Origin of the sequence: Duganella sp. Root198D2, assembly GCF_001428585.1 — a bacterium.
Taxonomy (GTDB): Bacteria; Pseudomonadota; Gammaproteobacteria; order Burkholderiales; family Burkholderiaceae_D; genus Rugamonas.
This window is the reverse complement of sequence record NZ_LMIC01000034.1, coordinates 81,953-94,335: the sequence shown is the minus strand read 5'-3', so window position 1 is coordinate 94,335 and position 12,383 is coordinate 81,953. Positions and strand designations below refer to the sequence as shown.

Here is a 12,383-nt window from a genome sequence, read left to right as displayed (position 1 = left end):
AATACAGTTTTCGCGTCGCCTCGCCTGCATGAACCAAGTCCTTGAAAATCCGTTCTACTACCTGGAGAACTTCCATCAGGTCCTGCATTGGATTGGCGAGCGCTATAGCGACCTGCTGACGGACGAGGAAGCTGGATTTCTCGCCAGCTTCCCGACCGTACCCCAGCCGTCCCGCGCCCTGTTCGTGCGCATGGTGATGCGCAAGGGAGATTTGTTCCGCGCCTCCAGGTTGAGCTACCCCGAAATCGGCTGCACCATCGCCGCCGCCAGCCCGCTGGTCGAGCAAGGCTGGGTGGTGCAGGACCCCGAGCTGACCCTGGACGAGCTGTTCGACCTGCTGCAAAAGCCCGAGATCACCCGTGTATTCGCCCTGAGCGGCGCCGAACGCAGCGCACGCAAGGCCGACCAGCTCGAAGCCCTGCGCGAGCGCCACGATGGCAGCCACCGCTTCACATCCTGGTATGCCGATGCCGGCGACCAGGTCTACCACATCCTGTCCAAGCCCCTGTGCGACCGCCTGCGCCTGATCTTCTTCGGTAACTTCCACCAGGACTGGTCGGAATTCGTGCTGTCCAACCTGGGCATCTACCGCTTCGAGAAGGTCGAGTTTTCGCCGGCCGCACGCGGCTTCCGCTCGCGTCGCGACATCGACGACTACCTGGCCCTGCATGCATGCCGCGAACGTTTTTCGGAAGGCGAAGACCCGCTGCAGCTGGCGCGCGAGCTGCCGGCCCTGGCCGGCGACAATGAATGGCTGCTTAGCCGCCGCCAGAAAATGCTGTTCCAGTTCGGCCAGCAACTGGAAAAGCTGGGCAACTGGGCCGGCGCTTTCGAACTGTACGAACAATGCGCCTATCCCGGCGCCCGTGCCCGCGCCATCCGCGTGCTGGAAAAAGACGAACGCATTGGCCTGGCCTACGAATGGCTGCAGCGCGCGCAAGCCGCGCCCGAGAGCGAAGCCGAACGCCAGCAACTGCTGCGCATGGCCCCGCGCCTGCGCCGCAAGCTTGGCCACATGCGCGAGCCGGCGCATAAGCCAACGCCGGTCGAGCGCATCGACCTGGTGCTGCCGATGCCGGCCGAGGAATGGTGGGTGGAAGGCGTGGTGCGCGACCACCTGTGGCAGGACGAGGCGCCCTGCTTCTATGTGGAGAACGCACTGGCCAATTCCCTGTTTGGCCTGCTGTGCTGGGACGCGGTATTTGCCGCCATTCCCGGCGCCTTCTTCCACCCCTTCCACCACGGCCCGGCCGATCTGCACAGCGCCGACTTCCAGCGCCGCCGCGCCGCCCTGTTCGAAGCCTGCTTCGCGCGGCTGGAAGATGGCAGCTACCGCGACGCCATCCGCGCCAACTTCGCAGCCAAGGCTGGCCTGCAATCGCCCTTCGTCTACTGGGACGCAATCGATGAAGAACTGCTCGGGTTCGCGCTGGACTGCATTCCCGCTCCCCATTTGAAGCTGTGGTTCGAGCGCATCCTGCTCGACATCAAAGCCAACCGCAGCGGCTTCCCCGACCTGATCCGCTTCTGGCCCGCTGAACAGCGCTACCAGATGGTGGAAGTCAAAGGCCCCGGCGACCGCCTGCAAGACAACCAGCTGCGCTGGATCGACTATTGCGCCGAGCATGGCATGCCGGTGTCCGTGTGTTACCTGGCGTGGCAAACATGAACGCAACCGCGAGCTACACCATCGCCGTGCGCGCCCTGTGCGAGTTCACCGCAAAGCAAGGCGACCTTGACCTGCGTTTCACCCCCACGCCAACCGCACAGGAAGGCATTGAGGGCCACGCCATCGTCACCAGCCGCCGCGACGACGGCTACGAACGCGAGGTAGGCCTGTCGGGCCACTTCGGCCCGCTGCACGTGCGCGGCCGCGCCGACGGCTACGACCCGCGCCAGAACCAGCTGGAAGAAATCAAGACCTACCGCGGCGACCTTTCGCGCCAGCCCGCCAACCACCGTATCCTGCACTGGGCCCAGCTCAAGGTGTACGGCCACCTGCTGTGCAGCGCGCGCGAACTGCCCGCCGTGCGCCTGGCCCTGGTCTACTTCGACATCGGCACGCAGAAGGAAACCGTATTGACCGAAGAAGCGGATGCCGCCTCCCTGCGCGCCTTCTTCGAAGACCAATGCGGCCGCTTTGTAGCTTGGGCCGAGCAGGAACTGGCGCACCGCGCCGCGCGCGACGAGCAACTGCGCTCGCTGCGCTTCCCGCACGCAGGTTTCCGCCCTGGCCAGCGCGAGCTTGCGGAAGCCATGTACAAGGCCAGCGCGCGCGGCTGCTCGCTGCTGGCGCAAGCCCCGACCGGCATCGGCAAGAGCATCGGCAGCATCTTCCCGATGCTCAAGGCCAGCGCAGAACATGGCCTGGACAAGATATTCTTCCTGGCCGCAAAAACCAGCGGCCGCAGCATGGCCCTGGGCGCCGTCGAAACCATCAAGCGCAGCGCGCCTTTGCTGCCGCTGCGTGCGCTCGAACTGGCGGCCAAATCCACCGCCTGCGAGAACCCGGACAAAGCGTGCCACGGCGAATCCTGCCCATTGGCGCAAGGCTTCTACGACCGCCTGCCGGACGCTCGTGCAGCCGCCTTGCAGCAGCCCATGCTGGACCGCGCCTCGGTGCGCGAAGTGGCGCTGGCGCACCAGGTCTGCCCTTACTACCTGCAATCGGAGCTGGTACGCTGGGCCGATGTGGTGGTGGGCGACTACAACTACTACTTCGACATCAGCGCCATGCTGTACAGCCTGACACAGATGAATGGCTGGAAGGTCGGTGTGCTGGCCGACGAAGCCCACAATATGGTTTCGCGCGCCCGCAAGATGTACTCCGCCGAAATGGACCATGTGCGCCTGCGCGTGCTGCGCAAGACCGCCCCGGACGCGCTGCACAAGCCACTGGACCGCGTGCACCGCCAATGGAGCGCGCTGGAAAAGGCGCAGGAAGCGGAATACGCCAGCCACACCGAGCTACCCGAGAAATTCATGGCCGCACTGCAAACAGCCTGCACCGAGATCGGCGACTACATGGCCGAGCATCCCGCCTGGTTCGATGCCGACATACTGGATTTCTACTTCAACGCGCTGCTGTTTGGGCGCCTGGCGGAAAGTTTTGGCGAGCATTCGCTGTTCGACATCGAGAAGTCCGACGGCGGCCGCGGCGCCGCGGCAGGCCGCGTGAACTCGCTGCTCTGCATCCGCAACATCCTGCCCGCGCCCTTCCTCAAACAGCGCTTCGAGGCCGCGCATGCGGTGGCCCTGTTCTCGGCCACGCTCAGTCCCTGGAACTACTACGCCGACACGCTCGGCATGCCGGCCGATACGGCATGGGTCGACGTTGCCTCGCCTTTCGACGCGCAGCAGCTCCAGGTACACATCGCCAGTCATATCTCCACGCGCTACCAGCACCGCGAGCGTTCGCTGGCGCCGATCGCAGCGCTGATGGGCGAGCAGTACCAGCGCCAGCCCGGCAACTACCTGGCATTCTTCAGCAGTTTCGATTACATGGAAAAGGCGGCCGACCTGTTCGCCGCCCGCCATCCGGACGTGCCGCTATGGCGCCAGGAGCGGCGCATGGATGAAACAGCGCGCGACGCCTTCCTCGCCCGCTTCCACGAAGGCGGCGAAGGTATCGGCTTCGCTGTACTGGGTGGGTCTTTTGGGGAGGGCATCGACCTGCCGGGCGACCGCTTGATTGGCGCCTTCATCGCCACGCTCGGCCTGCCGCAGATCAATCCCGTCAACGAGCAAATCAAGGCCCGCATGGAAACGGCATTCGGCGCCGGCTATGACTACACCTACCTCTACCCCGGCCTGCAGAAAGTCGTGCAGGCCGCCGGCCGCGTGATTCGCACCACCAGCGACCGCGGCACCGTCCACCTGATCGACGACCGCTTCGGCCGTCCGGAAGTCCAGGCCCTGCTTCCGGCCTGGTGGCAAGTCGGTGCGCCTTAGTGCGTGCGCTGGCCGGAGCCGCACAGTAAAGCGTGATTTTCCTTGCGCTGGCGGACGATGGCCTGGCGCTCCTCTTCGCTAACTGCGACCGAACCGCTCGAGCCGCCGAAGGCCAGCTTCGGAACCTTTTCGGAAAACTCGATCTGCTGCGCATCGCGCTTGCAGACTTCATCATCGGTCATCGGCTTGTTGTTACGGTGCTGGCTGGGGTTATACGGTGTCTTCCCGTCACTGCGCGCCGCGGTGTCGGCCGCTTCCTGGTTCGCATTCTCGCGCTTCAAGCGCCGTTCGCGCGAGTCGAGCTCACGCTGCTGCCAATCGTCGGAAGATGCCTTGGCGGGCTTCGCGGCCGCGCGCTGCACAGCAATTTCTTTACTCTTGACGCCATCCTGGGGGCGGTCGGAATAGTGCACCTTCCCGTCTGCATCGGTCCATTTAAAGAGTTGGGCATGCGCTGGTATAACGGCAAAGGCAAGGATCAGTGGCAAGATAATTTTCATAGCGCGAAGTATATGAAAAACGAGTCCTGCCGTGTCTCACACATTGTCACCTCATTGAGGTTTGGTTTTCAATTTCGTGCTCATTGCCTTAGAATTGCCTATTTTGCAAATCCCATCACGGCAGAATGAGCTACTTGAAAGCACTGATCGGCGCACTAATCGCATTTGCCGCAATTGGAACGGCGCAAGCAAAAGGGCCGAGCGACAGGCAGCAGATTCTTGATGCCATACGTCCGCAGGCCGCAGCAAGCCTTGACCAGCCGGTTCGCATCAAAGTCGACACGCTTAACATCGATTCCGGCTGGGCCGTCCTGGTTGGCAACCTGGTGGGGCCGCCCGGAAAAGATATCGATTGGGAGAAGACAAGTGCATGCAACCCCTACCTCGACAAAATGCTATGGGTCGTATTGAAGAAGAAAAGCGATGGCTGGCACGTCAAGCACATCGACTTATGCGCCTCCGAACCGCCCTACTGGTACATGGAACAATACGGCGGCTTCGTCTGGCCGTGCGGTGTTTATCGGGATCTGGTGGCGTTCGGCAACGAGACACTCGAGACCCAATGCCGGCGCGAAGGCAGGACAAGATAAGCCTCGGCCTAATCGGGTGATGGGCACAAACCCACCTGGCAGAACATGTCCATCGAAACGAGGAAGCCTGTGACCAGCAGGCTTCCCACTGTGTCGAACACCAGGCGTTATCCCGAAGGGAAAATGCTGGTCTTCTCAGCTTATGGGCTCAAATAACTTGAACAATGTCGCAATGGACCTAGAGCAACCACTAAAACGCATACGAGCTCAAATAAAGTTTGGCCGCACTGAAGGCGTGAGCGAAAAATTATCAGCCTTGCTCGAACACTTCAGGGGAAGCAGCCATGAAGCTGTAATTCTCGAAGTGTACGCGCTGGGGTACCTGCCAGACGTAAAAGGGTTTGCGGAAGCTGTGCCATTGCTTGAGCGCCTTTTGTCGCTAGAGATACCTGACAATGTCAGGGCAAATGCCTTAGGCTTCATGAGCCTTTGCATGAAGCGACTCAGTGTCGTTCCATCCGAAGCCGACCTCAATAACCCGAACCTCACCCATTTTATGGAGACCCTTCGCAGCGGGAACATCTTCGACTTCGACGCAAATCCTAACAGCCTTCACCGATATCCCATAACGAGAGACCTCGAGCTTGCGAAGAGGCTGGCATGGAATCAAAGCATCGAGAGCCCGTTTAAATCCTGGAATGGACTTCGCTCCAAGGCCAGCGCACAACGAAATAGATATTGCAGCGAGAATTTGATCAGCACTGCGCGCTTTGGCAAGATAATTACCTCTGAGATTACCGACATTTGTCAAAACAGGCTGGCCGGAGAAATCATGCATTTCTTCGACGATATATATGGTGATCTATCAGAGATCGCCGAAGGAAAAGCGGTCGGCTTCGAAACCGACCTTCATAAACAAATGTGGGAAGTCTACAAAAGAAAGGCATTCCCTTGTGGATGGATGGACAACTACCCGGATGAACAACTATGCGTGTTCATCCCCTATCGCCACTAGCGGAAGATTGGTGATCAGTGACGCTCTCGCTGCGATTGACGGATTCCCACGTTGCTGGCGGCTGGTATTGAGCTGGGCGGTTAATGGTCTTTTCAAACGGAGGTCGATTGAACCTCATGCCCTGAAAGGCAGACTCATTCATCCTGTTCTCGCCACCATTTCAGCAGCCCAAGGATGGTCAACGCAATACCGCCAAATAGGGCAGCGAAATACCAAACCAAATCCATCCACTCTTTTCCGGCGCGATGCCCCGACACGACTGAGACCAGGCCAACAAGTGTCAACAGCGGGCCAAGAACTAGCGGCGGCAATTTTTCCCACGGCAGTAACCACATAGATTTTCCTCACCCGATCCAAGCTAATTTCCAGTCCAGCGCTGCCATCATCATGCGCCCCTCGAATTGATGGTTAACCATAATTGTAATGGACCTGCTGCTCGTGTCTGTAGCCACAGTCTTCGATCACCGCCGGGTAAGCCTTAGGGTCAATCATTTCTCTTACGCGGACTACGCAGCTCGCCTCCTCATAATGGACCTGGCAATCTGCTCCGTCAAAAAAAGCCCGGAGCTTTTCACGAACAATTGCAAGGCAACCGCTCCCGCAGCGTATTCCGAGCGTAACGATGTCCATCTGGTCGGTTCGACCCCGATACAAGTTCAGGGCAAAAATGACTTTGTCGAATCAACGGGCTACCATTGGGACGCCCCCTGCTGGCATCGGCGAGCTTTTGAGGGTGCTTCGAACGGTGGCCCAGCCATTGCAGTATCTATTTTTCCATGCAGGGTTGAAGTTCAGCGGCCGCCGGCAGCGGCTCGCTGGATCGTTGGGCTGGACATGTACTGTCAAGCTTTGCAAGACTGCACTGCGCAGCTGCCACGACGGCGACCATCTCTCCCGTTTCCGCCTCGATGCCCGTCTCCTCAAACCCAAAACTAGCGTAGAAGTCTCGTGCCTTCAAATTCTCTGGCTTGTACGAGATAAAAATACGTCTTGCATTCGCGTCTGAGCGGATCTCGGCCATAAGGAGCGCGAATGCTTGACGGCCGTAGCCCCTGCCCTGAACGCTCGCATCCACCATGAAACGCCAGATGCCATATTCACCTGGCGGGTCCTCGCACTCTTCTGGAACGAGATACATGAGAAATCCCACAAGTCGCTCGTCAGCGTAGATCGATCGAGGACGCAACGCTGGATTGAAGCTGGCTTCCGCTATCGAGTATGAGTTGCTCGCTAAATAGGCTTGCTGATGCTCTAGTAGCCGAAGATCGGCGACCTCGTCCAAGTTCTCCCGGGTAACCGCCCTTAAGGTGATTTTCATTTGTGTCTCGCTTTTACGCATACAAAAGGTTGATCTGCTGTGGAAAAATTAGACGCTTTTGAGCGCGAGTTTTTGGTCAATAATCCCTTAGCAGATGGAGGATGACCATGAAGCGAAAACATTTTCCTGCGGAACAGATTGTAGCCGTTCTGAAGCAAGCGGAGCTGGGCATGCCGGTCGGTGATATCGTCCGGCAACTCGGCATTTCTGAACAGACCTTCTATCGGTGGAAGAAGCAATATGCTGGCCTGCAATCGGAGGGTGTCCGCGAATTGAAAGTCCTGCAGGACGAGAATGCGCGCCTGAAGAAGCTGGTGGCTGAGCTGAGTCTGGACAAGGCGATTCTGCAGGATGTCGCGTCAAAAAAGTGGGGCGGCCCGCGCCAAAACGTGAAGTGGTCGAGTACATCATCGAGCACTACGGGCTGAAGCTGGCGCGGGCATGCCGTCTGATCAAGCAGGTGCGCAGTACACAGTACCTGACTTCGAAGAAGGATCCTAAACTGGCCTTGCGACAGCGCCTGCGCGAGTTGGCGCAGGTGCGTGTACGCTTGCATCATGTTCACAGCGATGACCAACGTGGAATTGAGCGGGCGCTTTAGCGCATCCGCTCGAATGGAGGGTTATGCGACGCGCGTGAACTTGCCACGAATGCCCTGCCCCCATCGCGTCCGCGAAAGCGCCCATGCGAACAGCAGCATAAAGCAAGCGGCTCCCCTTGCCGCAAACGGTGGCGCTGCCACCCGCCCAAACGCCACCGCGAGCCGCGCAGCCAGATTTGGCGGCGGCCCAGAAGACAAGCGAAGTGGAGGAAGCGCGCATCACAGTCAAATTCAAAGCGGGGTATAACGTTGTGCTAACCGGCGGCTGGAGCGCGCAGCGCGTAAGCCGTCCGGTTGAGCGGGAAGTTGGACACGCGTGTGAACTCGCAGCGAATGACCAACCGATTGCGCATCCGCGAATGCGCCCGTAAAAACGCCAGCATACCGCACCGGCTCGCGCTTGCCTAAAGTGGTGGTGCCGCCAAGGGCCCAATCGCCACCGATAGCCATGGAGGGCGAGTAGCGGGCCTTGGAGCCAAGCGAAGAAGACGAAGCGTGCATCATGTTCACAGCGATGGCCAACGTTCAAGGTAACTGGAGGTCGGAACGCGCAGCGTGGAGACCGTCCAGTTGACCGCAGGGTTGGGCGAAAAACTCACGCATGGCGAAACAGGAACCACAGCAAACAAATAACAACGACGCCAATTACGGGGACAAAGACACGAATCAAACGAGCGAGCCTTTGCTGCACCTTCGATGCCTGTTCTATTGCAGCTCTTTGTGCAGCAATAGATTCGCCGGCGTTACGGCGGTATTCCTCAAGATGTTGCCGTTGCAGATCTCGTATCTCGACAAGCAATGACTCGATTCGTGGGTTCTCCAATCTATGCCTCTTCTTTAGCTAGGCCCAACGTAAAGTCGACGTCATTCTGACGTTTTCCAAAATATTAACATGAGACCTAATCACGAAAAAAGAGTCGCTATCCGGGAAAGAAGTCTGCATCCGCACAATTTAACCTTCCTAAACCATGAGAAATTACTTCAATCCGAAGGAAATCTACTGAAAGCTGCCGACCAATCAGCGCAGCTACAACCCTTTCACCTTCTGATACCCGCTACGGCTGACTGGAACCTTGCGGCCATCCTTTAGCACGGCGCAGTGGCTGTCTTTGGTGGACTGCTCGATGCGCTCGATGCGCTCCACGTTGACGATCCAGGAACGGTGCAAGCGCACAAAACGGGTCTGGTCAAGCTGCTCTTCAAGTTCTGACAGCCGCTGGTTCTTCAGGTAAGGCTTGCCCTCGGCCAGGATCTCGACATAGTCGTCCTGCGCTTCGATGGAGTCGATGCGTTCTGCGGCAATCACATGTACGCGCGAGCCGTCGCGTATCAATACGCGCTCCAGTGGGCCATTGCGTGTCGCCGCTTCGGTCGCCATCTGCGTCACCGGTGGACGTTCGCTGCCCAGGCGCGTGCGTACATGGGCCACAGCCTGGTCCAGCCGTTCCTGCGGATACGGCTTGAGCAGGTAATCAATTGCATGCACCTCGAACGCCTTCAAGGCGTATTGGTCGTAGGCCGTGGCGAACACATAGTGCGGTTTGCTGCCGGCCAATTCCACCACTTCAAAGCCATCCAGCTTGGGCATCTGTATATCGAGGAACACCACATCAGGCTCCAGTTCGGCAATCGCCTTCACGGCCTCGAAACCGTTCCCGCATTCGGCCACGATCTCCACGTCGGCGTGGGCTCGCAGGTACTCCCGCATGACGCCGCGGGCCAATTCTTCATCATCGACAATGATGACGCGCATGATTCAGGACTCCTTCGTCTCGGCGGGTAGCGTCAGGGCTACCCGGTATTTATTGCTTTCATGCGTGCAGTGCACGCTGGCCAAATGGCCGTAGGCCGCCGCCAGGCGTTCCCGCACGTTGACCAGGCCAATGCCGTTGCCCTTGCGGGGCGGCGTGTCCGGGTCGGTATCGTTTTCCACATCGACCTTCAGCTGCGAGCCTTCGCGGCGGGCTCCAACGCGCACCGTGCCGCCTTCCGGCATGCCGCCGATGCCGTGCTTGACGGCGTTTTCCACCAGCGGCTGCAGGATCATCGGCGGCAGCAGGCATGGCAGCGCTGCTTCGTCCACATCCTGCTCCACGCCTAGCCGCGCGCCGAAGCGCACTTTTTCAATCGCCAGGAAGTGGCCGATCAGGCGCACCTCCTCTTCCAGCGTGATCTTGCCCTGCGCTTCAATGCCCAGGCTTTGGCGGAAGAAGTCCGACAGGCGCTGCGTCATGTCGCGGGCGCGTTTGGCGTCGATCGAGGTCAGCGCGCTGATCGAATTCAGGCTGTTGAACAGGAAGTGCGGGTCGATCTGGGTGCGCAGCATGCGCAGTTCCGCGTCGCGCGCCAGCAGCTTGGATTCCAGTTCGCGCTGCTCCGCCTGGCGCGCCCGGACAAATTCACTGACCAGGTAATTCAGGCTCGCCAGCAAGCCGTACATCAAAATACCGAGCGAGAACAGCAAAGCTGTCAACTGCGGGCGGATCGCAATGCCCTGGGCGCCGAACGATTCGGCCCCGACATTCCAGATCCGCATCAGGAATACCCACAGGAAGCCGGCCCATACCGCCGCAGTCAGCATCGACACCAGGATCACCGCCGGGCTGCGTTCGCGCAGCGGGTTGGCCTTGCACATATAGTAGGCCGAAAAGCCGGCGCCGACGGAGAACAACAGGGTCACCGGCACTGCAAACAGCATGGCACGCAGCCAGGGTTCGTCGCCCAGTTGCGCCACTGCCCCGCCCAGGCCGATACCCAACAGCAGCCACACTGTCAGGTACAGCAGCGCGCCGCTGCGGCTGGTCAATACGCGCTGCATCAGTTGCGGATTTCCAGGCCGCCCATGATGACGGTGCCGCGGATGACCAGGCGCTTGCTGTTGTCCTTCGGCTCCATGGTCTTCTCTTCGAAGCCACCCAGGATAGGCGTGCCTTCCAGCTCCACCGTCCAGTCGGTTGGTACTTTGACCGAAATGCCGCCCATCAGGGCAAACACGTTCAGTACTGCGGTGCCGTTCAGCGATGCGGTGCGCATGTCCAGGTCGATGCCGCCCATGATGCTGGTCAGGTCGCCGCCGCGGAAGTCCTGCGTGGTGACCTTGCGCTGGAAGCCGCCGAGGATGGCCGTCAATTCCAGCACGCGCTCGCTGGTTTCGCCTTCCGATACGCCGAACAGGGACGTGTCGTCGGCAAAGCCGCTGGCTGCCGTGCTTTCGCTGTCCGGTTGCTTGCGGCGCTTGCTGGCACGGAACACCATCATCAAGCCCAGGCCGATAATCCCGATCGGGAAGATGACCTTCCAGCTGATATGGATCAGTCCCAGGCCTTTCAGCAGCGACAGGGCGCCGAAGCCGATCATGAAAATGCCGGCCACTGCTGCCCCACTGCCGCGCCGTGGCGCTTGCGCCAGGGTCGAGGCGCCGAACACCATCAGGATGATGGGCCAGAAGTGCACCCGCATGTCGAGGTCGATCCAGCCCAGGTTATCGATCAGGAACAGGAAGCCGGCCGCGATGACGCCGGCGCCGATCAGCATCTGGGATGCGGTGTTACGTTCGCGATGGCTGCGGTTGCGCATTATTGGTTCTCCTCTTTATTGGCGGTGTATTTAATCACAACTGGCTGCAGCAGCAGGCAGATGCCGGCGATGATGACCAGGATGGGCCAGCTATTGTGGAAGGTCAGGCCCCAGACATGTTCGAGGGACGCATAGAACCAGCCGGCGAAGGCGATATGGCACAGGCCATCGACTGCATGCTTCGGCGTGGTTGGCGGAATCAGCTTGATGGCGCCGAACGCCATGCCCAGGAAAGGCCAGTAGCGCCACAGTTGGCCGATTGGCGGAATCTGGATATCGGTCAGGAACAGCACGCCGATGGCGATCACGATCAGGCCCCAAAGCAGCTGGCTGCGCGATTGCATTTCTTTGCTCATTTCTTGCTCCCCGTTGATTGGATGAATGAACAATACCGGGGTGCGAATGGCGGCGAAACGGCTTTTCGGTGAACGGCGGTGGCGTCTCGGTGAATGGCGAAGATTTCAGCGAATGGCGAAAAAAAACCCGCCGGGCGGCGGGTTAGTGTGGGTTACGGGGGTCTAGCGCCCGGTTTCCATCTTCGGCTCGAACAGCATCAAGCCCCAGCCCAACTGACGGCGAATCTCCTCTGGCGATGGAGGGGGTTTGACTGCTTGCGTACGACGTTCGAGGTACTCCCTTACCACGTACTTGGATGGGTGGTTGGTCTGGGTCATGATAGGCCTCCGTATTCTGTTTTTGGGCCGGTTGCCTCGCTGCGGCGGAAGCCGGCCAGGGTCTGTGGTAGATGAGCGCTGGGCGCTTCGATCACGGTTCCATCATATTTCCCGGCCTCGTTGGACACGGTGCGTTTGCTCACAATTCCCCCGTCAGTTCGGCTCTTGTTCCTGTCGGAATCGGACTACGAAGTGTGGCTTGAAAGTCTTGCGGTCTC

At 59.6% G+C, this 12,383-nt stretch carries 12 protein-coding genes and 1 pseudogene; 5 read left to right on the top strand and 8 right to left on the bottom strand.

Features of this window, described 5'->3' with window-relative positions; genetic code table 11:
* The first annotated feature begins 28 nt into the window (after nucleotides 1-28).
* Nucleotides 29-1,669 (top strand): VRR-NUC domain-containing protein, encoded by a 1,641-nt coding sequence (locus tag ASE26_RS20520; protein WP_055925587.1) that lies wholly within the window; start codon nucleotides 29-31, stop codon nucleotides 1,667-1,669.
* Nucleotides 1,666-3,951 carry an ATP-dependent DNA helicase gene (locus ASE26_RS20515; protein WP_057246847.1) on the top strand — a complete coding sequence of 762 codons (2,286 nt, stop codon included), beginning with the start codon at nucleotides 1,666-1,668 and terminating at the stop codon, nucleotides 3,949-3,951. Before ASE26_RS20520 ends, ASE26_RS20515 begins: the two co-directional genes overlap by 4 nt.
* Here ASE26_RS20515 and ASE26_RS20510 read toward each other — a convergent pair.
* Nucleotides 3,948-4,451, bottom strand: coding sequence for a DUF4124 domain-containing protein (locus tag ASE26_RS20510; protein WP_055925582.1), 504 nt, complete (start codon nucleotides 4,449-4,451; stop codon nucleotides 3,948-3,950). The two genes, ASE26_RS20515 and ASE26_RS20510, sit on opposite strands and share 4 nt — an antisense overlap.
* A gap of 134 nt (nucleotides 4,452-4,585) precedes the next feature.
* On the opposite strand from ASE26_RS20510, the gene ASE26_RS20505 reads away from it, so the two are divergent.
* Nucleotides 4,586-5,041 (top strand): hypothetical protein, encoded by a 456-nt coding sequence (locus ASE26_RS20505; protein WP_156397855.1) that lies wholly within the window; start codon nucleotides 4,586-4,588, stop codon nucleotides 5,039-5,041.
* Between the two features lie 157 nt (nucleotides 5,042-5,198).
* Nucleotides 5,199-5,996: a hypothetical protein gene (locus tag ASE26_RS20500; RefSeq protein WP_156397854.1), complete on the top strand. Its 798-nt coding sequence runs from the start codon at nucleotides 5,199-5,201 to the stop codon at nucleotides 5,994-5,996.
* Between the two features lie 134 nt (nucleotides 5,997-6,130).
* On the opposite strand, the gene ASE26_RS20495 is transcribed toward ASE26_RS20500, so the two are convergent.
* Nucleotides 6,131-6,331: a hypothetical protein gene (locus ASE26_RS20495; RefSeq protein WP_055925572.1), complete on the bottom strand. Its 201-nt coding sequence runs from the start codon at nucleotides 6,329-6,331 to the stop codon at nucleotides 6,131-6,133.
* 431 nt (nucleotides 6,332-6,762) lie between these two features.
* Nucleotides 6,763-7,314, bottom strand: coding sequence for a GNAT family N-acetyltransferase (locus ASE26_RS20485; protein WP_055925566.1), 552 nt, complete (start codon nucleotides 7,312-7,314; stop codon nucleotides 6,763-6,765).
* 107 nt (nucleotides 7,315-7,421) lie between these two features.
* On the opposite strand from ASE26_RS20485, the pseudogene ASE26_RS20480 reads away from it, so the two are divergent.
* Nucleotides 7,422-7,864: pseudogene (locus ASE26_RS20480) on the top strand (transposase); the annotation flags it as partial.
* Between the two features lie 1,078 nt (nucleotides 7,865-8,942).
* On the opposite strand, the gene ASE26_RS20470 reads toward ASE26_RS20480, so the two are convergent.
* From ASE26_RS20470 to ASE26_RS31225, 5 genes are all read right to left on the bottom strand, one after another.
* On the bottom strand, nucleotides 8,943-9,668 hold the full coding sequence (locus tag ASE26_RS20470; RefSeq protein ID WP_055925560.1) for a LytTR family DNA-binding domain-containing protein: 726 nt from the start codon (nucleotides 9,666-9,668) through the stop codon (nucleotides 8,943-8,945).
* Between the two features lie 3 nt (nucleotides 9,669-9,671).
* Nucleotides 9,672-10,733: a sensor histidine kinase gene (locus ASE26_RS20465; RefSeq protein ID WP_055925557.1), complete on the bottom strand. Its 1,062-nt coding sequence runs from the start codon at nucleotides 10,731-10,733 to the stop codon at nucleotides 9,672-9,674.
* Nucleotides 10,733-11,491 (bottom strand): LiaI-LiaF-like domain-containing protein, encoded by a 759-nt coding sequence (locus ASE26_RS20460; RefSeq protein ID WP_055925554.1) that lies wholly within the window; start codon nucleotides 11,489-11,491, stop codon nucleotides 10,733-10,735. The genes ASE26_RS20465 and ASE26_RS20460 overlap by 1 nt, the downstream gene beginning before the upstream one ends.
* Complete coding sequence (locus ASE26_RS20455; RefSeq protein ID WP_055925551.1) at nucleotides 11,491-11,847, bottom strand: hypothetical protein; 357 nt, start codon at nucleotides 11,845-11,847, stop codon at nucleotides 11,491-11,493. The genes ASE26_RS20460 and ASE26_RS20455 overlap by 1 nt, the downstream gene beginning before the upstream one ends.
* 162 nt (nucleotides 11,848-12,009) lie before the next feature.
* Nucleotides 12,010-12,165, bottom strand: coding sequence for a hypothetical protein (locus ASE26_RS31225; protein WP_165402243.1), 156 nt, complete (start codon nucleotides 12,163-12,165; stop codon nucleotides 12,010-12,012).
* Nucleotides 12,166-12,383: the final 218 nt, after the last annotated feature.

Coding starts and splice junctions, on each gene's coding strand:
- ASE26_RS31225 (WP_165402243.1), bottom strand. CDS start 12,165: ATGACCCAGACCAACCACCCATCCAAGTACGTGGTAAGGGAGTACCTC.
- ASE26_RS20495 (WP_055925572.1), bottom strand. CDS start 6,331: ATGTGGTTACTGCCGTGGGAAAAATTGCCGCCGCTAGTTCTTGGCCCG.
- ASE26_RS20465 (WP_055925557.1), bottom strand. CDS start 10,733: ATGCAGCGCGTATTGACCAGCCGCAGCGGCGCGCTGCTGTACCTGACA.
- ASE26_RS20520 (WP_055925587.1), top strand. CDS start 29: ATGAACCAAGTCCTTGAAAATCCGTTCTACTACCTGGAGAACTTCCAT.
- ASE26_RS20485 (WP_055925566.1), bottom strand. CDS start 7,314: ATGAAAATCACCTTAAGGGCGGTTACCCGGGAGAACTTGGACGAGGTC.
- ASE26_RS20510 (WP_055925582.1), bottom strand. CDS start 4,451: ATGAAAATTATCTTGCCACTGATCCTTGCCTTTGCCGTTATACCAGCG.
- ASE26_RS20460 (WP_055925554.1), bottom strand. CDS start 11,491: ATGCGCAACCGCAGCCATCGCGAACGTAACACCGCATCCCAGATGCTG.
- ASE26_RS20455 (WP_055925551.1), bottom strand. CDS start 11,847: ATGAGCAAAGAAATGCAATCGCGCAGCCAGCTGCTTTGGGGCCTGATC.
- ASE26_RS20515 (WP_057246847.1), top strand. CDS start 1,666: ATGAACGCAACCGCGAGCTACACCATCGCCGTGCGCGCCCTGTGCGAG.
- ASE26_RS20470 (WP_055925560.1), bottom strand. CDS start 9,668: ATGCGCGTCATCATTGTCGATGATGAAGAATTGGCCCGCGGCGTCATG.